This is a genomic window from Bradyrhizobium prioriisuperbiae, from assembly GCF_032397745.1.
GTDB classification, from domain to species: Bacteria; Pseudomonadota; Alphaproteobacteria; order Rhizobiales; family Xanthobacteraceae; genus Bradyrhizobium_A; species Bradyrhizobium_A prioriisuperbiae.
In genome coordinates, this window is the sequence record NZ_CP135921.1 from 5,801,233 (window position 1) to 5,827,561 (window position 26,329).

Genomic DNA, 26,329 nt, shown 5'->3' on the forward strand with positions numbered 1-26,329 from the left:
GAAGTAGGCATTGGCAAGTCATTCTGAAGCATCGGGCTGGCTATATCCTTGTCTGCACCGATGCTGAAGGCGGGTGCAGTGTCGTCTTCAGAACTGATACTGCGCGGAGCTTCGCACATGACTGAACTCTCCTACACGGATGATTTGAGACTTTGCTGGCTCATCAGCCTGCGGCAGGCCATTGCGTCGAAGAGAATTACGGGCCGACACGGACGCGAAGCTGACGACGATCGCGACCGTCGAGATCATCAATTGCATGGAACTGGTCGGCGAGAGCATGGGCGTCCGCACAAAGGAACATCTATGGGTACCCGAAGATAGCGCGCGATGTCGACTGGATTATCGCCGCGACACGCGATCAAGCCGCCCTTCACGGGTTGGACGACGACACGGTACGAAAGTCTTCTTGCGGAACCTGCGAACGTCCCGTCCATGCCCGCATTGAAGAGGCGATAGGCCTCATTCAAGCTATCAGGTCGCCGCGGCCAGCCTTGCGGGGCTCACGATTGGGACATCGCGAGGATCATATCGGACGATCGTGTCGCGCAGGGTGCGGCTGCGCCTCACGAGAAAATCGATGATGTGGTTGCGGATAGGATAGTAGTGGGGATGCCGGTGCAGTTCCTCGCGCGCGTAGCTCCTGGCCAGCGGGTTCTCAACGATCTCGGCAATGACCGAACTAGGGCCGTTGGTCATCAGAAAGATCTTGTCGGCGAGATAGATCGCTTCGTCGACGTCATGGGTGATCATGAAGGTCGTTTGCCCGGTTTCCTTGCAGATCCGCCTAACCTCGTCTTGCAGCGCGCCGCGGTTCAGCGCATCGAGCGCGGAGAACGGCTCGTCCATCAGCATGATCTTCGGCGAGATGCTGAGCGCGCGGGCGATTCCCGCGCGCTGCTTCATGCCGCCGGACAGTTCCGACGGGCGCTTAAGCTCCGAGCCGTGCAGTCCGACTAGATCAATGTAGTTCTGCGCGTGCGCAAGAACCTTGCGCTTGTCCCATGATGGCCATTTCGATGCGACCGCGAAGATGACATTCCCCATCACAGTACGCCACGGCAGCAATGCATGGCTCTGGAAGATCACAGCACGGTCGAGACTTGGACCATCGATGGCCTCTCCATCGACGATGACGGCGCCGGCACTCGGAGTGTCGAGCCCAGCCAGTATGTTCAGGACCGTAGTCTTGCCGCATCCGGAGTGGCCGATGATGCAGCCGAATTCGCCGCGTCCCATCGCGAACCAGAGATCTTCGAAAATGACGTTCGAGCCGCCGCCACGTGCCGGGTATCGTTTTGCGATACCCTCGATCGAGATAAACTCGCTCACGACTTACTCCGTGAAGGTGACGAGTTTCGTTAAAATCGCGAGGAACTGGTCCAGTACCATTCCAACAATTCCTATCCCCAAGATGGCTACGATCACATTGGCGATCGACAGATTGTTCCATTCGTTCCAGACGAAATACCCGATGCCGGTTCCGCCAACCAGCATCTCTGCGGCGACGATCACGAGCCAGGCAATGCCGATCGAGATGCGCATCCCGGTCAGGATGGTTGGCGCGGCGGCCGGCAGAATCACCGAGAAGGCCTGGCGCCATACGCCGACTTCGAGCGTGCGTGCGACGTTGATCCATTCCTTGCGTACGCTGGCGACGCCGAAGGCGGTGTTCAGCAGCATCGGCCACAACGCGCATATGAAGATGACGAAGATAGCCGACAGCGTCGAGTCCTTGATCGTGTACAGAGCGAGTGGCATCCAGGCGAGCGGCGAAATCGGTTTAAGGATCTGGATGAAGGGATCAAGCGCCTTGCTCACCACCGGCGACATCCCGACCAGAAATCCGATCGGCACCGCGAGCATGACGGCAAGCAGATAGCTGGCGCCGACTCGCGCCATGGAATAGGCGAGCTGTATGCCGATGCCGCGGTCGTTCGGGCCGTTGTCATGAAACGGGCGCTCGATCTGTCGCCACAACGTCACGCCGACGTCTAGAGGGGTCGGCATCGGCGACTTTCCCTGGGTCACCGCCAGGCCCATCAACTCGGCATATTCGGGGGACATGCTGACAGTGCGGGCCGCCGATCTCGTTGCGAGATGCCAGGTTGCGATGAAAGCCATCAAAATCAAGGCCGACAGAAGCGACGCACGCAGGCGGATCGAATGCGCCATCACTCTGCGGCCTTCGCATGTGCGCCGAATTTCCGGGTGGGCGCGGCGAAGCCGCATGACGTGCCGTCGGTGACCTTGACTTGGTCTTCCCAGGGCAGGCGGAAGGTGCCGGCGACCATGTCCTGCATGAATGTATAAGGGCAATCCATCGCGCCGCCCTTCACCGCGACATAGCCGCGGTGCCAGAGCTGGTAGATGTTGTTCTCGACGCCCCAGTTGATCCGGGCCTCGCGCACCAGGTCGGGGCGCACCTCGGCGGTGATGATCTCGTCGACGCGGCCGGTGGTGCCGTGGGCGATGACGGTGCCGTCGAAATTGACGATCATGCCTTCGCCCATGGAATCGAATGAGCCGTCCGAGCCGCACATGCAGACGTTCGCGGTTACCATCAGATTCTGGAACGCATTGGCCTGGTTGGTGAAGCGCCAGCTCTCGCGGATCGGCGCGGTATAGCCGGCAGTGCGGATCATGATCTCGGCGCCCTTGTAGGCGCATTCGCGCGCCATCTCCGGGAACATACCGTCATGGCAGATGATCAGCGCGATCTTGGCGCCCTTCGGTCCCTCGATCACGGGAATGCCGATGTCGCCGGGCTCCCAGGGCTCGACCGGGATCCAGGGATGGAATTTGCGGTAATAAAGCTTGATCTCGCCGTGATCGTCGATGATCAGCCCGGAATTGTAGGGGTTGCCGTGCGGGTTAAGCTCCATGATGGAGAAGCAGCCCCAGATCTTGTTGTCGATGCAGGCCTTCTTGAAGGCTGCGACCTCCGGCCCGTCAAGCCGGCACATGATCTCCGGATTGGTGTCCATCGACAGACCGTGCAGAGAGTATTCCGGGAAGACCACGAGATCCATGGTCGCGAGGTTGCGCCGCGCCTTGCCGACCATCTCGACGATGCGCCTAGTCTGTCGCGCAAGGTCCTCGGGGGTAACGACGACCGGCAGCTGCAATTGAACCAGGCCGACGACGACGCCGTCGGGCGATTTGTTGAGGCCGCCAAGTCCGTTCATCCGTTGCTTCCTTCCCCGTTGGGAGACCCGTTTGTCTGCCGGGAAGAAAGCATAAGTTGCACGCTGAGGGGCGCACATATTTCAACATCTGCTCTGCCCGCCGGTGCGGCTCGCTCCGGCTATGACGAGATAAGGTCGCATTATAAGCCCCGAAAAACACTCTGAAAACGCCCGCGGCCTATGCCTGCAGCACAACCATCAGCGCTGGCATGTCGTTTGCTATGTGCAGCGCTTGAAGGATGGTGCTGCCGGTGAATCACGACGACGTCGACACAGGACATGGACTCGATTGTAACTGCGGCTGTCGGGGGGCGATGCAGGAGCATCGCGCGGCTCTCGGGCCGGCCATGACGGAGAGCGCGTACGCGGGCTACGAGCAATACAGCGACCGTCTCGTCGAGATGACGCTGCTCAATGCGATGTTTCCGCATCCGCCGACGCGGCGCGCCCTCCTGAAGGCCGTCGGCGCGTCGACTGCGCTCGCCGCGATCGGCCAGCTGTTTCCGCTGGGCACGATGAAGGCGCTGGCTCTGGACACGCCCAAGCTGGAGAAGACCAAGCTGAACGTCGGCTACGTGCCGATCACCTGCACGGTGCCACTGCTGCTCGCGCATGCGATCGGCGAGTACCAAAAGGAAGGCCTCGAGGTCAATCTGGCTCGCACGCCGGCCTGGGCGCTGGTGCGCGACAAGCTGATCAACGCCGAGTTCGACGCCTCGCACCTGGTGCTGGCGCTGCCGTTGACGATCTCGCTCGGCATCGGTTCGCCAGCCACGCCCACTCATGTCCCGATCGTCCAGAACGTCAACGGCAACGCGATCACGCTGCACGTCAAGCATAAGGACAAGCGGGATCCGAAGGACTGGAAGGGCTTCAAATTCGGCATCCCGCACGAGCAGTCGATGCACGCGATGCTGCTGCGCTACTACCTCGCCAACTCCGGGCTGGACCCGGATCGCGACGTCGAGCTGCGCGTCTATCCTCCGCCGGACTCCGTCGCCAACATGGCCTCCGGGAACCTGGACGGAATGCTGTTCGCCGAGCCCTGGGGCCAGCGCGCCGTGTTCGAGGGCGTCGGCTTCCTGCACAAGTTGACCCGCGATATCTTTCCCGATCATCCCTGCTGCGTCGTCGCGGTCACCGACAAATTGCTGACCGAGGCGCCCAACAGTTTCGGCGCGCTGTATCGGTCGGTGGTCCGGGCCACCGAATATGCCGACAAGGCCGAAAACCGGAAGCGTGTTGCCGAGCTGCTCGCGCCGCAGGCCTATCTCAATCAGCCGCAGACCGTGCTCGAGCAGGTTCTGCTGGGGCGCTACGCCGACGGGCTGGGGCAGGTGGTCGAGGTGCCGGATCGGATCGGTTTCAAGGCGTTTCCCTATGAATCGACCGCGGTCTGGCTGCTGACGCAGTTGCGGCGCTGGAACATGGTCCCCGCCGGCATCGACTACGCGCAAGTGGCTAAAAGCGTCTTCATGGCGACAGACGCCGAAAAGCGGATGAAGGAGATGGGCTTTGCGGTACCGCCGTCGCCGATGATAAAGCACACGATCATGGGCAAGACGTTCGACCCCGCGGCGCCCCAAGCCTATGTCGACAGTTTTACGATCAAGCGGATCTAGGAGGATTGCCGTGCGAGGTTATCACGATATCGGCGGTGACGAAGCCGGTCCGATTCCGATCGTCGAGCTGCCATGGCTGCATTGGGAGAAGCAGGTCGAGGCAATTCGCAACCTGCTGGGCGACGGAACGCGCCGGATGATGTCGCTCGACGAGCTGCGGCGCGGCTTCGAATCTTTCGGCGAGGACAAGTACAAGAAACTGTCGTTCTATCGACGTCGCCTGGAATCCGTCGTCGACATCATGATCGAGAAGGGCGTGTTCAGCCGCGAAGAGTTCGACAGGGAGGCGGAGGCGGTCCGCGGCCGCTGGACGCCGCCGGACGCTTGCTGGGAATGAGGCACCGGTTTGATACGGGCGACAAGGTCATCGTGCTCGAACTGAACAAGGCCGGCCACGTGCGCACTCCGCATTACGTGCGCAACCGCGTCGGCACCGTGCTACATCGCTGCGGCTCCTACCTCAACCCGGAGCAGCTCGCGGTCGGCGATGTCGGCGGGCCGGTCATTCCGCTCTATCGAGTCGCATTCGACCTCGCCGAACTTTGGGACGATTACCAGGGCAATCCCGGCGATCGCCTGTGCGTCGAGATCTACGATCACTGGCTCGAAGCGTCGCCCGACCTGCGATCCGAGCGTTTCCACGAACTGGAGTGCTGAATCATGAGCGATCACGATCACGACGACCACGACCACTCGCATGCCCATGAGCCGCTGGTCGTGGAGGATGAGGCCGGCAATGTCGAGGGACAGATCCTTGTGGACGCGCTGATGAACTTGCTGGTGCGGCAGAAGCTGCTGGCGCCCGGCGAGGTCCGGCGCGAGATCGAGAAGATCGAGGCGCCGGGCGCGCATCTGGGCGCAAGGATCGTCGCACGTGCCTGGACCGACGACCGCTACAGGCAGCGTCTTCTAGCGGACGGAAAGTCGGCGGCGGCCGAACTCGGGATCGCGGTCGGCGAAGCGCAGCTGATCGTGGTCGAGAACACCACGGACACGCACAATCTGGTCTGTTGCACGCTCTGCTCCTGCTACCCGCGGTCGATCCTGGGACAGCCGCCGGCGTGGTACATCAGCAAGGCTTACCGCTCTCGTGCTGTCCGCGAACCGAGGGCCGTACTCGACGAGTTTGGATTGCATATCCCGGACCACGTCGAGCTTCAGGTCCACGACAGCAATGCCGACATGCGCTATCTGGTGCTTCCGGTCAGGCCGGCCGGCGCCGAAGGCATGACCGAAGCCGATCTTGCCGCGCTGGTGACCCGGGACTGCATGATCGGGACAGCCCAAGCCGTGCTGCCGTCGTCCTGACGGCGACCCCAAATGCCATGACCGGATCGCGTGTCAGCGAGGCCTGAACCGGTCCAGATGTTGCCCGACCTGAGCCTCCTCGGCCGTGTCCAGAAAGGCCTGGATGACCGGTGGAAGGGGACTTCGTTCCTGAACGAGGAGGCCGATGGCGCTGGTGATGACCGGATTTTCGATCGGAATCGAGCGAATGTATCCCCAGTCCCCAAGCAGATAGAAGTAGGAGTGCGGCACGACAGTGAGCCATTTGTTCGACCGCATGTGCGCGAACAGGCCGAGACTGCAGTCGGTTTCGATCACCGCCTTCGGTGTCACGCCGACTTGGGCGAAGACGCCGTTGAGGATGACGCGGTTCTGTAGCGACGGCGCCAGTAGACACAATGGCAGCTCGCCGACCTCCTTCCAGCCGATCGAGCGGCGGCCGCTGAGGTCGTGACCGTCCGGGACCAAAAGGTAATATGACTCGCTGTAGAGCTGATACGGTCGCAGGCCGGGATGCTCGACGGCATCGAGATAGCTTACGCCGACATCGACGTCGAAATTGCGAAAATCCTGTTCCAGCTGCCGCAGGGTTTGTGATTTGATCGAGATGGTGACGTTCGGATGGCGATCGGCGAACGGCGTCGTGAGCAGAGAAACGATCGACATCGTGACCGGCGCGAGAGAGAGCCGAAGGCTGCCGCGCAGTTCAGCATCATGCGGCTTTCCCGCCTCAGTGACCAGGCGGTCGTGATCGACGACGGCCTGGCGCGCCCACGCAAGGATGTCCTGTCCCTCCGCGGTGAGACCCTGAAATCCGCTCTGGTGCCGCTGCACGATCGAGACGCCGAAATGGCGCTCCAGCTGCTGGACGGCCTGCGACAGAGCGGGCTGGCTGATCGCAAGCGCGTTGGCGGCGCGGCTGAAATTTCGCTCCTTCGCCAACATGACCAGATAGGTCAGATGTTTGAACTGGAGCCCGCTCCTCAAAATGCAGCGTTCCTTCGAAGTCCGTGGATGGACCTGCGCCACAGTGACAAGTCCCGGTCGCAAACGCCAGACAAAACGATCGACGAGACACAAAGCTTGCATATGTGTTTCTGCACTGCGCGTCGCACAATTCGTTATTTTCTTTTCCCATAGCTTAGAGACACTCCAAACATCGATTGCTCGCGCGAGGACTGCAATTGCTGCGCTCGCGACCTGCTCACTATTGCCTCTGTTGGGAGACACTCCATGCCGATGATCACCCGCCGCAACTCGCTGGCCGCCGGCGCGGCGCTTCTCGTCGCGCCGAACGCCGTCGGCGCCGAGCCAGCGCGCGATACGTCCGACCCGGCGCTGCGCTGGCTGCGGGTCTCCAACCTCGCTATGACGCGCCTGCTGGATCTCGACCTCGCCGGACGGTCGCAAATGACCTTCATGCGCGGCCACATGTCTGAGATCGTGCAATACACGGACGCGCAAGCTTACTTCAACAGGTTCTATACGAGCGTAGGCAAGGAGTTTCTGCAGTTCGACGATTACTCGTTCGTGCTGCATCATTGCCTGCGTGTGCTCTACGTGCCTTGGAGGGAAGAGATCGAGCTGTTGCGCACCGGCCTGCTCGGATCGACGCTCGGCAACGTCGGCGGTCGATTGCCGGACATGCGGGAGCGGCCGACCGCGCCAACGCGGCGGCCCGGCGCGGTCAAGGCGAACTGGTACAGCGAGGTGTATGAGGCCCTGTCCAAAGGCGTACGGCCGGTAGAAAAGGGCGCGCGGAACGAGGCCATCAAGCCTGATAAGTGCGTGCTGAGCGGATCCGAGGGTTTGGATCTGATCTGGGCTTCGTTCCTCGTCTACGGTTGCGACGTCTGGGCGCGTCAGATTCCGTTGATGTGGGAGCTGGTCGGATCGGCGATCTCAGCACGCAGGGCTGTCGACCAGATGCCCAAGAGCGATCTGCAAAAGGCCATCGCGGCCCGCGCGGACGAGTACACTAGGGAGAGCCAGGAGTTCACGCGTCTGTTCCTGGCCTGGCAGGACTATCACTCCGGTACAGTCGCCGTTCACGATCCCATGTTCGACAAAATCGTTCGTGGACTCGGCGCCTGGCTGCAGTCGCTCACGACGGATCTGGATTCCTGGACCATCAAGCCGATCATGAAAGACGAGATGTATGGCGAAGTCGCATCGACCGTTCTCGCTATGCGTGGGACGCCAACGTCGGTCAAGCTGCCCGAGATGAAATATTGGCGCGTGCTGCAGTTCACGCCGCCCTCCAACAAGATCGGAGCCCCGGGCATGCCGCCCTTCGCTTGAACCGGACGGTCGCCGACCAGGGAGATCATGGTGATGTCATCGCGCGGCATCATGGCGTGGGATCTTCCGACCCGCATGGTCAAGTGGCTGCTCGCGGCAACGGTCGTGATCGCTTGGGCGACCAATAGATACGCGGTGCAGCACCCGGATTGGCACAAGTGGAACGGCTATGCAGTTCTCGTGCTCGTCGTCTTCAGGCTGCTCTGGGGACTCTACGGCAGTTCGACTGCGCGATTCTCCTCTTTCGTCAGATCGCCACTGGCGCTGGCCGCATACGTTCGCGCGCAGATGCAGGGCGGGACGCGGCTGTTTCTCGGACACAATCCGCTCGGCGGCTGGATGGTGATCGCGCTGCTCGTCGCAATGGCGGCCCAATCCGTGCTGGGTCTCTTTTCGGCCGGCGACGATTATCTGAGCCTGCAAGGACCGTTGGCGCGCCTTGCAAGCGTCAAGACTGTCGATTGGGCCACTTACCTGCACCGTCTCGGCTTCGACGTAATTCTCGCACTGGCAACCATCCACGTCGCCGCGAACGTTTCCTACGACCTGTTTCGCCGGACCGGGCTCATTCGCGGAATGATCACTGGCCGCAAGCCGATGGGGGACTATGTCGACCAAACCGAGGTTCGCGGGTCGCGGCGCGGGGCGGCGGTCTGCCTGGCTGCGGCTTGCCTGATCGTGTACGGCGCGCTCCGACTGTTGGCATGACGGGAGGCGCCGATCTCCACTGCGGCGGCCATCGCAACAATGGAGGATCACCTTGACGGAATCATCGAAGCTCGCCCATCCGGCGCCGTATCTGCACAGCGCGCCCGTGCCGGATCGCTGAAGCGTCTCCAGGCTATGCTCGAAGATCCGTGCGCCGTTCCCGCCGACGCACATCGCGCCGTGGCGGCGACCCTCGCGGCGGTGGCGGGGAGCGATCTTCGCGAAGCGATCGATCTCTGCCTTGCGCATCTCTCGCCCGTGGACAGCGAGTTTCTGGTGGCGGATGTGATTGCCCGAGGTCGCGCGGCCGACGCATTCGCGGAGCTAGTCTAGACATGTCAATTCCGGCAATACTGGTCTCGGGCGGACTCGGCAGCGGCAAGACCACCTTGCTGAGGGCGGCGCTCGTCGCGGCGATTCGGCGAGATGGGTGTGGACGGCGATCTGATCCGGCCAAGCGTTCCGGAGATCGTGGAAATCCGCAACGGCTGCATCTGCTGCGCGACGCAGGATCAGTTGGCGCCCGCCATTCGCGAGCTCGTCCGAACCTATCACGTCGACATTCTCATGGTCGAAATGTCCGGCGTGCCGGAGCCGCTGCCAGTGCTTCGCGAGCTCCAGGTGCTCGCTCCGCTCATCGACGTGCGATCGCACGTCGTGCTGGTTGACGGCACCGCCGATCCCGATCGTTCGACGCGCGATCGAAGCGTCCGCACCGCGCTGGAAGCCGCGGATGTCGTCGCGATCACCAAGATCGATTTTTGCCGCACGGACCAGCTCGAAGGCTGGTCGTCCCTGTTGGGCACGATGACGCGTACCGCGACCATCTTTCGTGCGGCGCGCGGCGACCTGCCGCTGTCGTCCCTTCTGGATCGTCCCAGAGACGAGCCTCGCGAACCCGCCGTGCGGGTAATGTCGCACGGTTCAACATTGCACCGCTTCACGAGCGTGTGCCGTTTCGTGGCGGTGCTCGTGCGCGAAGACCTCGCGGATTTCGTCCGTCGCCACGGCGCAAAGATGGATCGCATCAAGGGCATCGCGCGGGTCGACGGCATCTGGTCTGAGGTCCAGGTCGTGCGGTCGGATCTGCAGATCAGGCCATTTCAGGGGCTTGCGCCCAAACGCGGCCGGTTGGTGTTCATTAGCAGGCAACTCTACCGCGCCGAGTTGCTCAGGACGATTGACGCGGCCTTCGATGACATTGCCACCTTCGATGGAAACGATCCGACAACCATGGCGGTCTCCCGGGGGATTTTGGACGGCCGAGCCCCGACTTCTCGGGGCTGAGATCGAAGGCATCGGACCGGCTTTCGGGACGATTTCCGCAACCGCAACACAGGTGAACTCCGCCAGCGTCGCACAAATTTTGTGCGTAGTCGCGCGGGCGCGCTTGTCTGCACGCGCGTGCAATCGTCATTGGTGCAAACGGTTTAGCGGCCGTGAAGGGGGCTCGGCGTCCGATTGCCCGCAAACAAGGCATGCGAGCACGCAAATCAATCAGACAAAATCTTCATTTCAATTTGGAAAAATGCACAACGCGGTGCACAATTCGCCATTCCATTCATCGTCGTTTGCCAAGAAATTGGCTGTCTTCCGGCGCGTTTCTGCGCCGGCATCGTGGATCGAAAAATGAGCGCGCTGACCAACCCTCTCGGAAAACCGAACCTCAACCGCGGGCTGGAACTCGTGGTGGGACCGCTGCTGCTGATCCTGGTTTGGTGGGTCGCCTACAAGGCGCAGCTGGTGAACAAGGATCTGCTGCCGTCGCCGATCGACACGCTGCACGATACCGTGAGCAATATCAACGCCGGGCGTATGACCAACGACTTCGCCCGGACACTGACGCGCGTCGGCTATTCGGTGGCGATCGCCGTCGTCGCTGGCGTCCCGGCCGGGATCGTGTTGGGCGCGAATGCGGCCGTCTACCGCTCGATCGAGTTCATCATCGATTTCTTCCGCTCGACGCCCGCAACCGCCATGTTTCCGCTGTTCCTACTGCTGTTCGGGCTCGGCGACTTCGCCAAGATCGCGGTGGCCGCGTTCGCGTCGTGGCTTGCCATCGTCTTCTACGTCGCCTACGGGGTGATGAATGCGCGCCAGACCCGGATCCTCGCGGCGCACTCGATGGGGGCCTCGTCCCTGCGCATCTTTAGGGACGTCATCTTCTACGAGACGCTGCCCCAGATCTTCCTCGGGTTGCGGACCGCGGTGTCGATGGCGCTGGTCGTGATCATCGTCGCCGAGATGTTCATCGGCGCCACCGACGGCATCGGTCACCGCATCATCGACGCGCAGATCTCGTACTCGCTGACCGACATGTACGGCTCGATCCTGGTCGCCGGCGCGATGGGATACGGCCTCAACTTCGCACTTCTCCTCGTCGAACGCTCGATCGTTCACTGGTCCGGAAAATAGTCGGATGTCTCACCAGCATGAAGGCCGCCTCGTCATGATCAAGTATCTCGTCGTCGCTCTCTCGTCGCTGTTCCTCGGGACCGCCTCAGCCCAGGCCGCCTGTAGCAAGATGGACACCGTCAGCGCCGCCTGGCTTCCGATCATGCAGACCACGGCCTATTTCGTCGCGCTCGAGGAGAAACTGTTCGAGAAGGCCTGCATCGAGATCGTGTCGACGAAGATGGAATCGCCGAACCAGATTATCGACGCGCTGATCGCCGAGCGGGCCGATTTCGGACCTCCCGGCGCCGCGGCGGGCATCGCCATGATCGCGGAGTCGAAGTTTCCGGGCAAGCTCAAGGTGTTCGGCTTGCAGGGCGGCGGCATCGCCGTCAACCGCATCAATGATGGGCTGATCGTCAAGCCGGACAGCCCGATCAAGAGCTTTGCCGATCTCAAGGGCAAAACGCTGGGTCATGTGCCCGGCATCCAGTGGCGGACCATCTCCCGCCACATGGTGCGCGCCGCCGGCCTCAATCCTGACACCGACATCAAGCTGGTCGAGCTCGCGGTCGGCCTGCAGGTCTCCGCGGTCGTCGGCGGCACCGTCGATGCCGTGCTGGCCCTGGAGCCGGTCGGATCGATCGCTGTGGCATCCGGCAAGGCGGCGCGGGCCATCACCAATCCCGCGGCGCAGTTGATCGCCGATCCCTTCTATTCCGGGGCGGCGCTCATGACCTCGAAGTTCGCTAAGGAGCGCCCGGACGTCGCGCGCAAGGTCGTCGAGGTCATCGACCAGGCCACCGACATGGTCAACGGAGACTTCAAAAAGTACAAGCCAATCCTCGCCAGGTACACCCCGATCAAGGACGATCAGCTCAACGATCTCGCGCAGCCCTATCTGCGCAGCTCAAAAGATCTGAATGAGACGGATCTGACTTCGTATCAGAAGCTGGTTGACATCTTCGTCAAGGAGGGCGTGATCGGCGCTCCTATGTCCGTCAAGGACAAGATTCTGGCGAAGTCGGATCTCGGAAACTGAGTGACCGGCGACATGAGCAATGTTTATTCGGTTCAGCGGGCGGCGCGCGCGGCGGATACCACGCGCCCGGTGGCGGCTCCATCGAGCGTGCGGCAGCCGAAGCTGACGGTCCGCGGTCTATCAAAGACGTTCCGGGCGTCGGCGGTCTACCGGGATTTCTCGATCGATCTGCCGATGGGAAAATTCATCTCGATCTTTGGACCGAACGGTTGCGGCAAGAGCACGCTGATCAACATGATCTCCGGTCTGATGCCGATGGATGCCGGAGAGGTGCTCTATGACGGCCGGACCATCCGCGAGACGAGGACGTCCTACGTCTTCCAGAACTATCGCGAAGCGCTGTTTCCGTGGATGCGGGCGATCGACAACATCCACTACCCGCTCAAGATCTTGAAGGTCGATCGCAAGGAGCGCCAACGCCGCGTCGACAAGCTACTGGCTGAGTTCGACGTGCCGTTCGATCTCAACGACTATCCCTATACGCTGTCGGGCGGCCAGCAGCAGACCGTCTCCATCCTGCGGGCGCTTGTTACCGATCCGGAAGTGCTGTTCCTCGACGAGCCGTTCTCGGCGCTGGACTACGAGATGACGCTATTCATGCGTGAGCGGCTGCAGAGCATCTTCATGAAGCGGAAGATGACCATGCTGCTGGTATCGCACGATCTCGAAGAGGCGATCCAGCTCGCCGACAAAGTTGTTCTGCTGAGCCGCCGCCCGACCCGCGTGGCCGAGATCGTGGACGTGAACCTGCCATGGCCGCGTGATCTCGACGTCACCACGGGACATGCATTCATCGAGCTGAAGCGCCACTGCCTCGACCGCTTCTGGCGCGAGGTCAAGCGCAGCTCCACGACACCGAACACCAAGGAGTGAGATATGAAGAAGCGTCGCTTCCGCGCCGCCGCAGTACAAACGATTGCCCGTCTTGGAGATTTCGAACACAATATCGCGCTCGCGACAAGCTTTGTCGAAGAGGCGGTGCGGCAGGGCGCCGAATTGATCGTTTTCCCAGAGTGCATGGACACGGGATATCTGTTTGACTCGCAGGAACACTGCCGTGAGCTGGCGGAAACTATCACGGACGGTCCATTCGTTCTCGCGCTTTCCGCGCTGGCCAGGAAACATTCCGTCTATATCGCCAGCGGTATCACCGAGTGGGATCCGACGAAGGAAAAGATCTTTAATTCGGGCGTGATGTTTGGCCGAAGCGGCGAATTAGTCTGTCATTACCACAAGCAGTTCCTGGCAACCCACGACCAGAACTGGTTCAGCTTCGGCGAGCGGGGGTGCCCGGTCGTCGAAACGGATTTAGGCCGGATCGGTCTCTTGATCTGTTTCGATGGGCGCATTCCCGAGATCTTCCGGGCGATGGCGATGCAGGGAGCGGAAGTCATCGTCGACATGGCGAACTTCTTCGCGATGGACCAGGCCGACATGTGGGGTCCCGCGCGCAGCTTCGAAAACGGAATCTGGCTCGTGGCCGCCACCAAGGCCGGCTATGAACGTTCGATCTACTATCCCGGCGGCAGCATGATCGTGGATCCGAAGGGCAGGGTGCTGTCCAAGGTGCCCTATGACACGCATGGCCTTGCCGTGTCGGACATCGATCTCGACGCGGCCGCGGACAAGTCGATCTATGCGCGGAATGACAAAATCGCCGACCGCCGGCCGGAGACCTACGGCATCATGGCGCAGCCTTACGAGAAGACGCCGGTTTATAAAATTGCCGACAGGCCGCTTGTGCCTGCTAAGTCCGTGACGAAGGTCGCCGCGGTCCAGATGCACGTCACGGCCGACTGCACGGCGCATGACGTGCTCGACATGGTCGATCACACCGCGAAGCTCGGGGCCAAGGTGCTCACCCTACCCGAATACGCCTTCTGCGGCCGGGCGATTCTCAATGCAGCCGAAGCTGCGCGGCTCGCGGAGCAGATGCCGGATTTGCTGGCGAGCGTCGCGTTCATTGCTTCGAAATATCAGTGTCTGATCGCAGTGCCCGGCGTGGAAAAAGCGGGGGGCATGACCTTCGTGACGACCTTTGTGGTCGGACCGGGCAAGCAGGACGTTGCAAAATATCGCAAGACGCATTTGACCGCGGAAGAGCGGTCGTGGGCGGCTGCCGGCGAAAGCTACCCCGTGTTCGAAACGCCCTTCGGCCGGATCGGCGTCATGTCCGGCTACGACGCCGTGTTTCCCGAAACGTCGCGCTGCCTGGCGATCGGTGCGGCCGACATCGTGCTCTGGCCAGCCTCGCTGCGTGAGCCGTTCGAGCGTGAGCTGATCGCTGTTCCGCGCGCCGAAGACAACAGGGTTGCGGTCGTCCTAGCCAATCGGACGGATTCGCAATACCCCGGCGGCAGCCTCGTCATTCCACCGAACGGCTTCCCGATGTGGGACATCAATGTCGCGGCGCCGCGCGTTCTGAAGCACGGCGCCGTGATGCCCAAGCACATCGATCTCGCGCTGTGCCGGCAGAAGCTGATGATCCCGAAGGTCGATATGTTCGCTAACCGACTGGTGGAGACTTACGCGCCGATCGTCGCGGCATGACTGTTGCAGGGCGGACTTGACCGAAACGCATGTTCTCCAGCACTCTCGGGAGCCCGCAGATCGCCAAGTCGGACACAGCCAACGCAACGCGCGAGATCCGCTACAACTGGGATGACGTGATCTTTTTCCTCGAGGTCGCGCGCGCCCGCAACCTCGTTCGGGCCGGGCAGAAGCTGAAGGTCGATCACACGACCGTCAGCCGTCGCGTGCGGGAACTCGAACGCAGCCTGAACATATCCTTGTTCAAGCGTAGCAAGGCGGGCTTTTCCTTGACGGAAGCGGGGATGCGTCTCCTGCAATTCGCGGAGGGAATGGAGAACAACGCAAATGCGATCGTTGAAACGGTCGTCGGAACCGCCGACGCCGCCGGTGCGGTGCGGCTGGCCAGTATGGAGGGCATCGGCAGCATGTATCTGACGACCTGCTTGACCGAGTTTCAACGCACATATCCCTCCATACAGCTTGAGCTGATCACTGACACGCGGCTCCTCGACATGACGCGGCGCGAGGCCGATGTGTTCGTCAGTTTCTTTCGGCCTAAGGGTCGACGGCTCTCAGTCAAGAAGATTGGCGAATTCAAGATTTTTCTGTACGCGGCGACGTCTTATTTGAAGAAACATCGGGCGCCCACTGAGCTGAAGGAGTTGGAGGCGCACAGCTTCATCGATTTCATCGATGAGCATATCCATATTAAGGAAAATCGCTGGCTTTCGGATATCCTGCGCCCGCCTCACGTGGTTTTTCGTAGCACGAGCCTAGTGTCGCAGTACATGGCCGCCTGCAGTGGAGCCGGAATTGCGATGCTGCCGTCATTTGTGGCTGCACAAAATCCCGATTTAGTGCCGATCCTCCCAAGCTATTTCTCGATCCGAGACATCTGGATGTCCGTGCACGAAGACATGCTTCATATCGGGCGGATCAAGGCGGTCATGACGTTTCTTGAAAAGCGTGTTGCCGCAGACGCGGTTTATCTCAAGTCGGTTGGAAGCCGTGCTCAGCGGATTTCGTAAGGCGTACATCTCGCTTAATTGACTATCGGCCATCGATATCGGTCATACCGGGTCAAAATTATCGGGAGCAGAGTGGCTAAAACTGCCGACATACACGCCCATTCGTTAAGTTTTCTATTTTTAACGTTCATCAATCAAGCGACCAAAACCACTCAGTTGCGCGCTGGCAGAAGAAGTCAAATAACTGGCAGCGAGGGTCATTCATCTCTTTGCGCGTTCGGTCGATAATGCGCTGCATGCGGTTTAAAGTATTTCGGCAGCGGGGCACGCCGATTGCAATACGAGCGGGACACTAAGTGGAGACATCTTTCCTATCTCGGCAAAAGGGCTGTTGTATGCCGATCGGCGTATCAGGCTCACCTCGATCATGCGGCGACAAATCGCTCGCCGAACTATCTTTCATAGCCCGTTATTGGGCACGATCCCAAACAAGCTAGATCTTAGTTCGCCAAATTGCCAGTCCAAGAAAAACAATGATTTTTTCGCTCGACGGTGACGTAGCGTTGATCTTCGGCTCAGGTTCGTCAGGACCTGGTTGGGGCAACGGCAAGGCGGCTGCGGTGGCATATGCTCGCGCTGGCGCCAAAGCAGTAGCAATTTCTTAAAGAGAGTTGCGGCGTTCAAGGAATGCTGAGCGTCCGTATCGCAAAACCGAGCGACGCCGTCATTAGAACTTAAAAGAAAGGAAGTTATCACATGCCTACCTACGTATGTACCAGCCATTCGGGGGTTCTTTCTCCAGAGCAGCGGGCGCGCATCTCACGACGCTTGACCGAGATTCACCACGAAGTGGCGGTTGCTCCGCGGTACTTCGTTCAAGTCATCTTCAACGACCTCTCTCCACACTCGCACTACATTGGCGGCGACGAGGCTGGCCCGGGACAAATCTGGATACGCGCCGATATCCGGTCGGGGCGGACGCAAGAGCAGAAGGCGAAGTTGCTCACCCGCATCATCGATGCAGTAAGTGAAATCTCAGGTTCGTCGAGGGAGGACGTTTGGGTATACATTTCGGATATTCCAGGCCAAAGCGTAGCGGAGTTCGGTCACATACTTCCTTCGCCAGGTGAGGAAGAGGTCTGGTTCGCAGGACTGCCGTCCGCGATTCAAGACAAGTTGCGATCGCGAGCGTGAGGTTTCCATCGAGTGGTCATCCGATGCGCGAGACCAGTTGAGATTTCGCGACATTTGTACAGAAACTCGGTAACTGAGCTCCGATTCAGGGACATTCTGGTCCTGCGATTGCAGCGGCTCCTGTAGTCGGTGTGTACTTGCGGTCAGACTAATTGACACTGCGCATTTGCGCTAACAGCGCGAACCTGTTCCTGAGCTCGGGTGGTTGGATAATCGGCATATTTGTCCACTGGGGTGCGTCCGATGTCGCGGAGCTGGCGATCGAACGCGCCGAGTCATCAGTGCACTCAGCACGTAGCTCACAATTTACGATCCGCCGCCGTTGCGTTCCATTTGCACGGCTCCGAGCTGCTTGTGTCTGTCCGTCCTCTCTGAGGTTGGTTCCCCCGCTGTTACGCCCAAGCGTGTCGCGAAGGGGGTAGCCGACAGCGCAGTCGGATGCAAAGCACCTGTTACGAACGCCTGCGCTTAAAAGTTGGGCGCGTGGACTGTCTTTTGGGCTGATTTGCAGCCCGCCTTCGGCGCGATATCGGAGCCTGGCTTGAAAATGCGTACGTTTATTTTGGCATGAGCATTGCTTCCATGAATGCATCCAATATTGGGTGCAATATTGTATCCAATAACTAGGAGGGGATGATGGCGCGTTGGAAGTTGATGCTCGTGCTTGCCTCTGGCCTTGCAGCTTCAGGGATTCCGAAGGCGGAAGCGGCGGATTGGTGGCCGGCTAAAGTGTACGATCTTGCAAATGGCAAGTCGGCGGAGGTCGGTTATGTGCCGCTCGAAAAGGCCGATAAAAAGTGGAATATCTGCATCCTTTTCCCGCACGTTAAAGACAGCTTGTGGGTTGCTGCGGCCTACGGCGCGGTCGAGGAAGCGAAGCGCCTAGGTGTTAGAATCACACTGTTTCAAGCTGGTGGCTACGAGAACCTTCCGAAGCAGCTCTCTCAATTCGATGACTGCGTCGCATCCAAGCCAGACCTGATCATTACAGGAGCGATTTCAGAAGCCGGACTTGCGAAGAAATTTCAGGAGGGTCTGGACAAGAAGATACCGCAGGTTGCGCTGATCAATCCGGTTGCGAACGCGCCAGTCACGGCCAAGGTCTCGGTTGACTATCCCACTATGGGTGAGTTGGCCGGCCAGTATCTCCTTGATACACATCCCGGCAAGCCGGTCAGCGTCGCCGTGTTCCCCGGACCACAGGGCGCTGGTTGGCCCGAGTCCTTCCTCAAAGGCTTTGATCAGAGGCTCAAGGGAACCTCGGCGAAAATTGTCGACACGAAGTGGGGTGATACCGGAGTCGCTGTCCAACTCAAGCTTGTCGAGGATTCGCTCCAAACCAATCCAGACATTGGCGTGATCTGGGGGGCTCCGCCTGCAATCGAGGCCGCGGTCAGCGCCGTGCAAGATGCTGGCAAACGCGGCAAGATTGACCTGCTGCCTTCCTATGAAAATCAGGCGATGCTCGATTTCCTGAAGAACGGTGAAGTCAAAGGATTTCCCACTCTTGCGCCGGTTCTCGAAGCACGCATCGCTATCGACATTGCCGTTCGGATACTGGAGGGCAAGCCATACTTGAAGGCCCCCATGATCGTTCCCGAGATGATTACCAAGGAGAATCTCGGCAAGTCGGATCTCGGCAACATCTTCGCACCGGCCAACTGGCAGCCCGTCTACTCCGTGGACTGATCGAGAGCCGCGCGACCGCCTCTCTGCGGTTGCGCGACAATGCCACCGCGGCTTGTGGCGGACTTCAGTGAGATACGTGGCTATGACGAAAATGCTTGAACTCTGCGGAGTATCGAAAACGTTCCCCGGAGCGATTGCCCTCGATAGTGTTGATTTCGATCTTCGGGCGGGCGAGGTGCACGTTCTGTTTGGCGAGAATGGCGCCGGCAAGTCGACCCTGATCAATATTATCGCGGGCACCATGAGCCCGACGCGGGGAGACCTGTTGTTCCGGGGAAGCCAACTCACGGCGCTTACGCCCTTGCTGGCTCGCTCGATGGGTATCGCCGTCGTCTTCCAGGAGTTCAGTCTGGTCAGCGAACTGACCGTCGAGGAGAATCTTTTCCTCGGACGGGAGCGGTTGAGATTCGGCTTGCTGGACAAGGCAGCGATGACCGCAAAAGCGAGCGCGATCCTGAGCGATCTTCGCTTTTCCATCTCATCCGGCGCACTGACTGGCGACCTCTCACGTGCGCAACAGCAAATGATCGAAATTGCCAAAGCTCTGCTTTTTGAGCCGAAGGTCCTTGTGCTCGATGAACCGACGGCCTCATTGACCGAGGCGGAGACGGCAATCCTCTTTGAAGCCATAGCCCGCCTAAAGAACGCCGGCGTCGGAATCATTTACGTTTCGCACCGCATGCAGGAAATTCGTGCTCTGGCTGACCGAGTTTCCGTGTTGCGCGACGGTCGAAAGATTAAGACCGTCCTTGCTTCCGAAACCACCAACGACGAACTGGTTGCCTTGATGGCAGGCCGCAAGATGGAACAACTCTACCCACCCATCGCCCATAATCCCGGGCCACCGCGTCTCGTCGTAGAAGACCTGACCAGCAGGGGCGAGGCTGTAAAACACGCAAGCCTTACTCTGCGCGGGGGCGAGATCATTGGCATCGGAGGCCTTATTGGAAGCGGCAAGTCAGAATTTGTACGCGCGCTATTTGGTCTTGAGCCGATCGCCTTCGGAACGATTTCCGTCGATGGGGTAGCCGTACCAAATCCGACTCCGGCGGCCATGCTTGCACGCAAGCTGTGCTATTTTCCATCCGACCGGAATACCGAGGGGCTGGCGCTCACGCGCAGCGTTATCGAGAACGCATCCATCACGGCCCTCTCAACGCCGGCCCTGATGCGCGGGCCGTTTCTGCGCAAGAACAGTGAACGATCATTGATTGGACGAATAGCCAATCAGCTGGCGATCAAGCCGCGGCGAACGGACACTATGGTCCGCAATCTCTCGGGCGGAAATCGTCAAAAGGTTGTGCTGGCAAGAGGATTGGCGCGGCCCACAGAGATCTATCTTTTCGAGGAGCCGACCGTGGGAATCGACGTCGGCGCAAAGCTCGACGTTTACAAGACCATTCAGGGGATCGTGGAGCAAGGACATGCGGTCCTGCTTGTTTCTTCCGATCTTTCGGAACTTCTACATCTGTCGCATCAACTGCTGATCTTCAGTGGGGGTCAGATCGTTGCGAGGCTGGAGGGCGAAAACCTTACGGAAAAGGAGGCACTCTCCCACTTCTTCACGCGCCGCGGCGTCGTGACGGAGCGGGCGCCATGAGCACGATTCCCACCTCGCTTCAGGGTGCCGTTGCACGTGCCGCCCGGCCGCCGGACAGACGGTTTTGGTCGGCACGGTGGTATCTCCCTCTCTTGCTCCTCCTATTGCTTGCGGGACTTTCGCTCGGCGAGCCGCGTTTCCTGAGTTCGCTCAATCTTCTCAACCTGTCGCGAAACGTCTCTTACCTCGCGATTGCGAGCGTCGGCCAGATGATCGTGATGATCTTGGGGGGAATGGATCTCTCGATCGGCGTTGTTGTGGCGCTAAGCAGCGTCACCACCGCGATCGTCATGAATCTGGTCGCCGTTTGGTGGCCGGGATATGAATTGCTCGCTATTGCTGTCGCGATTGGCGCTGCCTTGACGATTTCGGGATTTGTCGGGTTCTTGAACGGCCTCTGCGTCGCGAAAACGGGCGCATCGGCCTTCATCGTGACGCTCGGGGCATTTTCGATCGTCAACGGCATTGCATACTACGTGACGGCCGGAATTCCGATCTACGGCATGCCGGCCTCGTTTACCAACGGATTGGGACGCGGTACGGCGGCAGGCATCCCTTACAGCGTATTTGCCGCCATCCTGCTGACGATCGTGATCGCGGCTGTGCAACGACGCACCCGGTTTGGCCGCTATCTCTATGCCATCGGTGGCAATCCTCATGCCGCACGCATCTCGGGTCTTCCCGTCATACGGTACACGGTTTTCGCGTACACGCTCTGCTCGTTGCTGGCAGGCCTGACTGGCGTTCTCCTCACGGCGCGCGTTGGCGCCGGACAAGCCAATCTGGGCGCCGAGTTCATGCTTCAGAGCATCGCCGTGGCGGTTGTTGCAGGCGTCTCCTTGCGGGGTGGATTGGGACGCGTTGAAATAGTCTTCCTTTCCGCCGTATTCATCACCGTTCTCGCAAATGCGATGAACCTCATCCGCATCGACAGCAAAGTCCAGACCATTGTCTTCGGTGTGGTGCTTCTGGCCGCAGTCTTTCTGGATCGGCGCAAAGCGAAAGGAAATGATCATGCTTAGCGCCGTCATGCCTCGCATCCGACAGTCGATGGACGCGTCAGCAGCAGTACCCGTTCTCATGCTCGCACTCCTGGCGATGGTCTTCGGCATCGTGCAACCGACCTTCGCCACCCTGGGCAACGCGAGCAATGTCGCCATCCAAGCGAGCTATCTAGCCATTTTCGCGCTTGCCCAAACGTACGTCATGATCACGCGCGGTTTCGATCTTTCGCTCGGAACAACCGTTTCGCTGATTAGCGTCGCGAGCGGCATGGCGATCATGCATGTGCTTGGCCAGGGATTCAGTGCAGCTGCCGCGATCGGCGCCGGAATCTTCGTCGGGATGGCGATCGGCGTCTCGGTCGGCGCCATCAACGGCATTTGCGTGGCCTGGCTCAGGCTGAGCCCTTTCGTCGTGACGCTAGCGACACTCAACATCTGTCTCGGGCTGGCGTCATCGATCTCGCAAGGGTTCCCGATTTTCAATCTTCCAGACGGGTTGAACGGCACTTTCTACCGCGCCCAGCTCGTTAGTCTGCCTGCTCCCGTCATAGCCGCTGTCGCGTTGCTCGCGATATCTTTTGTGCTGTTTCATCACACGAGGTTCGGACGGTCGCTATACCTCATAGGCACAAACCCGCGCGCATCGGCCGTTGCCGGTCTCCCGTCCAAGGTCTACGTACTCAGCTCCTATCTGATCTGCTCGTTTCTGGTGGCGTGCGGGGCGCTCCTTCTGACCGCGCGCACTGGATCGGGTGAGCCAAATCTCGGCGGAAATCTCATGCTGGAAAGTATCGCGGCTGCCGTGGTTGGAGGCGCGTCGCTCCGAGGAGGGCGGGGGGGCGTGGCCTCCCCCATCGTGGGCGCGCTTTTCATAACCGTGCTGTCGAACGGTATGAACCTCACACGCATCGACGGTTACGTGCAGCAAATGATCCTCGGGCTTGTCATTGTCGCAACGGTCTTTGGCGACATGAAGCGTGGGGATCTTCGTTCTTAGAATCATTTTCCTTCGAAAGGAGTCGGCTAATGGCGAAAGTAAACATCATCGGAGCAGGTCCGGCAGGTTGTGTCCTCGCGTATGCGCTTCTACGTGATGGCCATCAGGTAACGCTCTTCTCGGACCGGACGCCCGATCAGTGGCTCAATCACTCGGCGCCGACAGGCACGGCTTATTTATGGGGCGAGGTCATTGATATTGAGCGGGAGTTGGGAATGGACCACTGGTCTCGAGATATGTTCGGAGGACACGGCGTCTTGTTCGATCGTGCGGAACAGGTCGGTGACCCCAATCCGAAAGTCATGAAGGGCCGTTTTGAGTACGGAAAGGAAGGCTGCGGCATAGATCAGCGGATGCGTGTCCATCGCTGGCTTGAGGATCTCGAGAGCCGGGGCGGCAGGCTCGTGATCGAGAGCGTGACGCCACAACGCCTTGATCAAATCGCGCTTCAGGCCGACGTCACCATTCTGGCGGCAGGAAAGGCTGACCTCGCCAATATCATTCCCCGCGACGCCGCTCGAAGCGAGTTTGACAAGCCGCTCCGGAATCTCTCGATGGCTATCGTCCGCAGCAAGTCGGGTCGGCACGTACGGGACTGGTTTTCCGATCGATGGGAATATGTGCCAACCAAATTTGATTTCTTCGCCGATGCCGGCGAGTACTTCTGGGTCCCCTATACTCACAAGACCGCAGGTCATACATTCGCACTCTTGTTTGAAGCGAAACCGGGTGGTCCCTTCGACCGATTCAACGGCTTGAAGTCCGGCGAAGAGGTGACCGAGGTTGCCAAGGATATTATGCGCAAACATGCGCCGTGGGAACGTCATTTTGCCGACGACGTCGAATATGTCTCGGAGGACCGTCACGGTTGGCTCACGGGTCGCTTTCCACCAACCGTGCGCCAGGCGTTCGGACGTCTGCCGTCGGGTGGCTTGGTCATGCCGGTAGGCGACACAGCGATTACGTTCGACCCGATCTGCGGGCAGGGCGGCAATTTTGCCAATCGAAGCGCCAAGTTCATCGCGGAGCAGATCACAAGCCACGGCAATGCAAAGTTTGACGAGGTCTGGATGACCAAGGTGAACTACCTGCTCTGGTCCGCTTACGGGAAAAACCAGTGTCTCTTCAACAATACGTTCCTGAAGGAGCTGTCCGCGACCGCCCAACTAGTTGTCGATACGGCGTGCTCAAGCGATGATGCAGGAGATGCGTTCTATTATGGCTTCCCCCATCCGGAGACGATCTGTCCCGCGCTTAGCGACGGGCATGTCGCGAGAGCTTTCGCCGCACGTCACGGTTATCCTGTCGGGCAGGCCGCATAATGGTCGCACCTTCAAATGTTCACTTCCGGGAGGCGATGTCGCGCCTGGGCGCGGCAGTCAATGTGATCACTTCGGCCGGCGCCGCCGGCCGCCTCGGATTCACCGCAACTGCGGTCTGCAGCGTTAGTGACCAACCGCCAACCTTGGTCGTATGCATGAACCGGGGCAGTCCTCAGAACGAAGCGATCAAGAAAAATGGCGTTTTGTGTGTCAATACGCTCGCCGACGTTCAACTGGACCTCAGTCCCGTCTTCGCTGGCATGACGCCGGCAAGGGGAGAAGATCGCTTTTTGGTGGCCAGTTGGTCCAGTCTGGCGACCGGATCGCCGGTTCTTTCGGATGCGTTGGTGTCGTTCGATTGCGCGATTGATCGTACCATAGAAGTTGGGACCCATAGCGTTCTGTTCTGCACGGTGCTCGACGTTGCAACCAGGGAGCACGGCGAACCGTTGCTGTACTTCGGGCGTCAGTATTGTTCAAGACGGCCTCTCATCAGCGACTGCTGAGGCCAAGTCGATCCTAAGGAGACTACGAGTTGAAGAATGCCGCCGGAAAAATTCGCGGCCAGTTGGAGCAGCAGATTCGAAGGCGCCTCTTGCAGGCAATCTTTGAACAGCGCCTGCCGCCAGGCGCTCGACTGACAGAGGAAGTTCTCGCGGAGACGTTCAACGTAAGCCGCACGGTCATCCGCCAGGTTATCGCGCGGCTCGCCCAGGATGGAATTCTAGTAAAGAATACCAGTGGTGCGACCCACGTTGCTTCTCCGTCCAAAGTCGAAGCCAAGCAGATGCTCGCGGTTCGCCGCATGATCGAGCCGGAGATCGTAAAATATCTCGCAAACCAGGCGAACAATCTTTCCTTTGCGGATCTGCTGGTTCACATCGAAAGCGAAGCCAGGGCTCGGCGGGCAGAAGACGGCGGCACGTTGGTACGTCTTACTGGAGAATTTCATCTTCTGCTCGCGAGGATGACGGGCAACGCGGTCCTCGCCCGTTTGATGACGGAATTGCAAGCGCTCATTTGTTTGGCCATTCTGCTTTATGCGACGGGCAACGATGCGTGCCACGAGGACGAACATCGCCGAATGGTCGACGCGATCAAGGCTGGAGACGGCTCAGCCGCCGCTGTCCTCATGATCCATCATCTTGACCATATCGAAGCCGATCTCAATCTCGAAGAGAGCACCCGGCCGGGGTTCGAGATCGGTGCTGCTCTTAACTGGTTGAGCGGTGGCGGCTGACTGCGCTTGCATTGACCTATAGGCATTTGGCCGGGCACCTTGGTCAGGATAGTGGATCTAGGCAGGCTCCAAGCCAAATAGGTCTCAAACTCAAGCTAGGAGCCAGCCGAAGTTCTCTGTCTTTGTCCGAGCCACGTGAGTGCTTCCGAGATTTCGACGGTGGGTTTGTCGTCCAATCTCAGATCTCTTTCGATGTGATCCAGATGATGGAGCATCATGGCGGCAGCTGAGGAGCCGTCCTTCTTTTTGATCGCCGTCACGATCTTTCGGTGTTCGTCAGGAGGGCAAGCATCATCTCCGCTCGCGTAAAGAAGGATCGCCAGGCAAACGAGCGCCTGGAGTTCCGTCATCAACCTGATCAGGACCTTATTGCCGGTAAGCTGGGCCAATTGCAGATGGAATTCGCCGGTAAGGCGGACGAGCGTGCCTCTGTCTCCAGCGCGACGTGCACGATCTTCCAGCGCGAGATGGGCGGACAATTCTGTAAACGACAGAGTTGCTGCGTTTTCCGCAAGGATCTTCACGATTTCCGGCTCGATCATCCGGCGAACCACAAGCAGTTGTTGCGCCTCGCGCCGCGAAGGCGCAGCCACGTGAGTCGCTCCCGTGGAGAGCTTGACCAAAATACCGTCTTGGGCAAGGCGAGCGATGACCTGACGGATCGTCGTACGGCTGACGTCGAATGTGGCGGCAAGCGCCTCCTCGGTAAGCCGTGCGCCAGGCGGCATCCGTTGTTCAAATATGGCTTGAAGAAGCCTCGTCCGGATGACTTGCTCCGACTGGCCTCTCTGGCTTTTCTTCATCAACCTGATCCTATCGGTTTTGCGCGCTCGCACTTTCTGCCTTTGCACGGTCCTGAGTAGCCCAACATCGCCGCACAAACAGCCGTCCCGCAGCAGATAGTTACAAACAATCCCTGCGAATGATTTCCGCCGCTCCCTGTCGTTTGAGAGAGCGATCTTGCCGTCGCCGCAATGGTGGGACCAGCATGTGAGGCTGCGTCGTCGCTCAACCTTTAAGCATAACGCGGATGATTTGAACAATTTGACCTGCTTCACAAAATTACGACGACAGAAACCTGAAATATTTCAATGGCATCTGTTGTGGCACGAGGCTTGCTGACGCGTATTGTACACAATTTTGTGCCCAATATAATGAAAAATTGTTTTCAAAATTTCTGCCTGCCAATATTGTCCGCGCGCGATCGACGTTGCGCGCAAACCGTCGCGCGGCTCTCGGTGAAC

26 protein-coding genes and 1 pseudogene are annotated in these 26,329 nt (G+C 59.7%); 22 read left to right on the forward strand and 5 right to left on the reverse strand.

Annotated features, from left to right (window positions below):
* Positions 1–471: 471 nt before the first annotated feature.
* From RS897_RS27510 to RS897_RS27520, 3 genes are read right to left on the reverse strand one after another with little or no spacing between them, the layout of a single operon-like run.
* A complete protein-coding gene (locus RS897_RS27510; protein ID WP_315831869.1) occupies positions 472–1,329 on the reverse strand; it encodes an ABC transporter ATP-binding protein in 858 nt (285 codons plus the stop codon).
* A 3-nt stretch (positions 1,330–1,332) separates the two neighbouring features.
* A complete protein-coding gene (gene ntrB / locus RS897_RS27515; RefSeq protein WP_315838758.1) occupies positions 1,333–2,172 on the reverse strand; it encodes a nitrate ABC transporter permease in 840 nt (279 codons plus the stop codon).
* Entirely contained in the window at positions 2,172–3,185 is a 1,014-nt protein-coding gene (locus tag RS897_RS27520) for a formamidase (protein WP_315831870.1), read from the reverse strand. The genes ntrB and RS897_RS27520 overlap by 1 nt, the downstream gene beginning before the upstream one ends.
* A gap of 347 nt (positions 3,186–3,532) precedes the next feature.
* Here RS897_RS27520 and RS897_RS27525 point away from each other — a divergent pair, with 347 nt between their 5' ends.
* Genes RS897_RS27525 through RS897_RS27540 form a run of 4 tightly spaced genes read left to right on the forward strand, consistent with a single transcriptional unit; the run spans position 3,533 to position 6,115 of the window.
* The gene (locus RS897_RS27525) at positions 3,533–4,807 is read left to right on the forward strand and encodes a CmpA/NrtA family ABC transporter substrate-binding protein (RefSeq protein ID WP_315831871.1); all 1,275 of its coding nucleotides are present in this window, start codon (positions 3,533–3,535) and stop codon (positions 4,805–4,807) included.
* A 10-nt stretch (positions 4,808–4,817) separates the two neighbouring features.
* Entirely contained in the window at positions 4,818–5,144 is a 327-nt protein-coding gene (locus RS897_RS27530; protein WP_315831872.1) for an SH3-like domain-containing protein, read from the forward strand.
* Positions 5,141–5,464, forward strand: coding sequence for an SH3-like domain-containing protein (locus RS897_RS27535; protein ID WP_315831873.1), 324 nt, complete (start codon positions 5,141–5,143; stop codon positions 5,462–5,464). Before RS897_RS27530 ends, RS897_RS27535 begins: the two co-directional genes overlap by 4 nt.
* Positions 5,465–5,467: 3 nt before the next feature.
* Positions 5,468–6,115: a nitrile hydratase subunit alpha gene (locus RS897_RS27540; RefSeq protein WP_315831874.1), complete on the forward strand. Its 648-nt coding sequence runs from the start codon at positions 5,468–5,470 to the stop codon at positions 6,113–6,115.
* Between the two features lie 33 nt (positions 6,116–6,148).
* Here the strand turns inward: RS897_RS27540 and RS897_RS27545 are convergent, their stop codons facing one another.
* Positions 6,149–7,324, reverse strand: a complete 1,176-nt coding sequence (locus RS897_RS27545) for a LysR family transcriptional regulator (RefSeq protein WP_315831875.1) — start codon at positions 7,322–7,324, stop codon at positions 6,149–6,151.
* Positions 7,325–7,327: 3 nt separating this feature from the next.
* Between RS897_RS27545 and RS897_RS27550 the strand changes: the two genes are divergently transcribed.
* The 18 genes and pseudogenes from RS897_RS27550 (at position 7,328) to RS897_RS27635 (ending at position 25,085) form a co-directional block, all read left to right on the forward strand.
* Positions 7,328–8,395, forward strand: coding sequence for a hypothetical protein (locus RS897_RS27550; RefSeq protein ID WP_315831876.1), 1,068 nt, complete (start codon positions 7,328–7,330; stop codon positions 8,393–8,395).
* Between the two features lie 33 nt (positions 8,396–8,428).
* Positions 8,429–9,103, forward strand: a complete 675-nt coding sequence (locus RS897_RS27555) for a cytochrome b/b6 domain-containing protein (protein WP_315831877.1) — start codon at positions 8,429–8,431, stop codon at positions 9,101–9,103.
* A 135-nt stretch (positions 9,104–9,238) separates the two neighbouring features.
* The gene (locus RS897_RS27560) at positions 9,239–9,436 is read left to right on the forward strand and encodes a hypothetical protein (RefSeq protein ID WP_315831878.1); all 198 of its coding nucleotides are present in this window, start codon (positions 9,239–9,241) and stop codon (positions 9,434–9,436) included.
* A gap of 93 nt (positions 9,437–9,529) precedes the next feature.
* On the forward strand, positions 9,530–10,390 hold the full coding sequence (locus RS897_RS27565; RefSeq protein ID WP_315831879.1) for a CobW family GTP-binding protein: 861 nt from the start codon (positions 9,530–9,532) through the stop codon (positions 10,388–10,390).
* A 342-nt stretch (positions 10,391–10,732) separates the two neighbouring features.
* Positions 10,733–11,518 carry an ABC transporter permease gene (locus tag RS897_RS27570; protein ID WP_315831880.1) on the forward strand — a complete coding sequence of 262 codons (786 nt, stop codon included), beginning with the start codon at positions 10,733–10,735 and terminating at the stop codon, positions 11,516–11,518.
* Between the two features lie 4 nt (positions 11,519–11,522).
* The gene (locus RS897_RS27575) at positions 11,523–12,539 is read left to right on the forward strand and encodes an ABC transporter substrate-binding protein (protein WP_315831881.1); all 1,017 of its coding nucleotides are present in this window, start codon (positions 11,523–11,525) and stop codon (positions 12,537–12,539) included.
* A gap of 12 nt (positions 12,540–12,551) precedes the next feature.
* Complete coding sequence (locus tag RS897_RS27580) at positions 12,552–13,412, forward strand: ABC transporter ATP-binding protein (RefSeq protein ID WP_315831882.1); 861 nt, start codon at positions 12,552–12,554, stop codon at positions 13,410–13,412.
* Positions 13,413–13,415: 3 nt separating this feature from the next.
* Complete coding sequence (locus RS897_RS27585; RefSeq protein WP_315831883.1) at positions 13,416–15,089, forward strand: carbon-nitrogen hydrolase family protein; 1,674 nt, start codon at positions 13,416–13,418, stop codon at positions 15,087–15,089.
* 29 nt (positions 15,090–15,118) lie between these two features.
* Positions 15,119–16,099, forward strand: coding sequence for a LysR family transcriptional regulator (locus RS897_RS27590; protein ID WP_315831884.1), 981 nt, complete (start codon positions 15,119–15,121; stop codon positions 16,097–16,099).
* A 473-nt stretch (positions 16,100–16,572) separates the two neighbouring features.
* Positions 16,573–16,698 (forward strand): annotated as a pseudogene (locus tag RS897_RS27595) (3-oxoacyl-ACP reductase); the annotation flags it as partial.
* 97 nt (positions 16,699–16,795) lie between these two features.
* Complete coding sequence (locus RS897_RS27600; protein WP_315831885.1) at positions 16,796–17,233, forward strand: tautomerase family protein; 438 nt, start codon at positions 16,796–16,798, stop codon at positions 17,231–17,233.
* Positions 17,234–17,869: 636 nt separating this feature from the next.
* A complete protein-coding gene (torT, locus tag RS897_RS27605) occupies positions 17,870–18,922 on the forward strand; it encodes a TMAO reductase system periplasmic protein TorT (RefSeq protein WP_315831886.1) in 1,053 nt (350 codons plus the stop codon).
* Positions 18,923–19,004: 82 nt separating this feature from the next.
* Positions 19,005–20,522 carry a sugar ABC transporter ATP-binding protein gene (locus RS897_RS27610; RefSeq protein WP_315831887.1) on the forward strand — a complete coding sequence of 506 codons (1,518 nt, stop codon included), beginning with the start codon at positions 19,005–19,007 and terminating at the stop codon, positions 20,520–20,522.
* Positions 20,519–21,544 (forward strand): ABC transporter permease, encoded by a 1,026-nt coding sequence (locus RS897_RS27615; protein ID WP_315831888.1) that lies wholly within the window; start codon positions 20,519–20,521, stop codon positions 21,542–21,544. Before RS897_RS27610 ends, RS897_RS27615 begins: the two co-directional genes overlap by 4 nt.
* Positions 21,537–22,523, forward strand: a complete 987-nt coding sequence (locus tag RS897_RS27620) for an ABC transporter permease (RefSeq protein WP_315831889.1) — start codon at positions 21,537–21,539, stop codon at positions 22,521–22,523. The genes RS897_RS27615 and RS897_RS27620 overlap by 8 nt, the downstream gene beginning before the upstream one ends.
* Positions 22,524–22,552: 29 nt before the next feature.
* Complete coding sequence (locus RS897_RS27625; RefSeq protein WP_315831890.1) at positions 22,553–23,845, forward strand: styrene monooxygenase/indole monooxygenase family protein; 1,293 nt, start codon at positions 22,553–22,555, stop codon at positions 23,843–23,845.
* Positions 23,845–24,351: a flavin reductase gene (locus RS897_RS27630; protein ID WP_315831891.1), complete on the forward strand. Its 507-nt coding sequence runs from the start codon at positions 23,845–23,847 to the stop codon at positions 24,349–24,351. The genes RS897_RS27625 and RS897_RS27630 overlap by 1 nt, the downstream gene beginning before the upstream one ends.
* 29 nt (positions 24,352–24,380) lie before the next feature.
* Positions 24,381–25,085: a GntR family transcriptional regulator gene (locus RS897_RS27635; RefSeq protein WP_315831892.1), complete on the forward strand. Its 705-nt coding sequence runs from the start codon at positions 24,381–24,383 to the stop codon at positions 25,083–25,085.
* A 95-nt stretch (positions 25,086–25,180) separates the two neighbouring features.
* Here the strand turns inward: RS897_RS27635 and RS897_RS27640 are convergent, their stop codons facing one another.
* Positions 25,181–25,888 (reverse strand): GntR family transcriptional regulator, encoded by a 708-nt coding sequence (locus tag RS897_RS27640; protein WP_315831893.1) that lies wholly within the window; start codon positions 25,886–25,888, stop codon positions 25,181–25,183.
* Between the last annotated feature and the right edge of the window lie 441 nt (positions 25,889–26,329).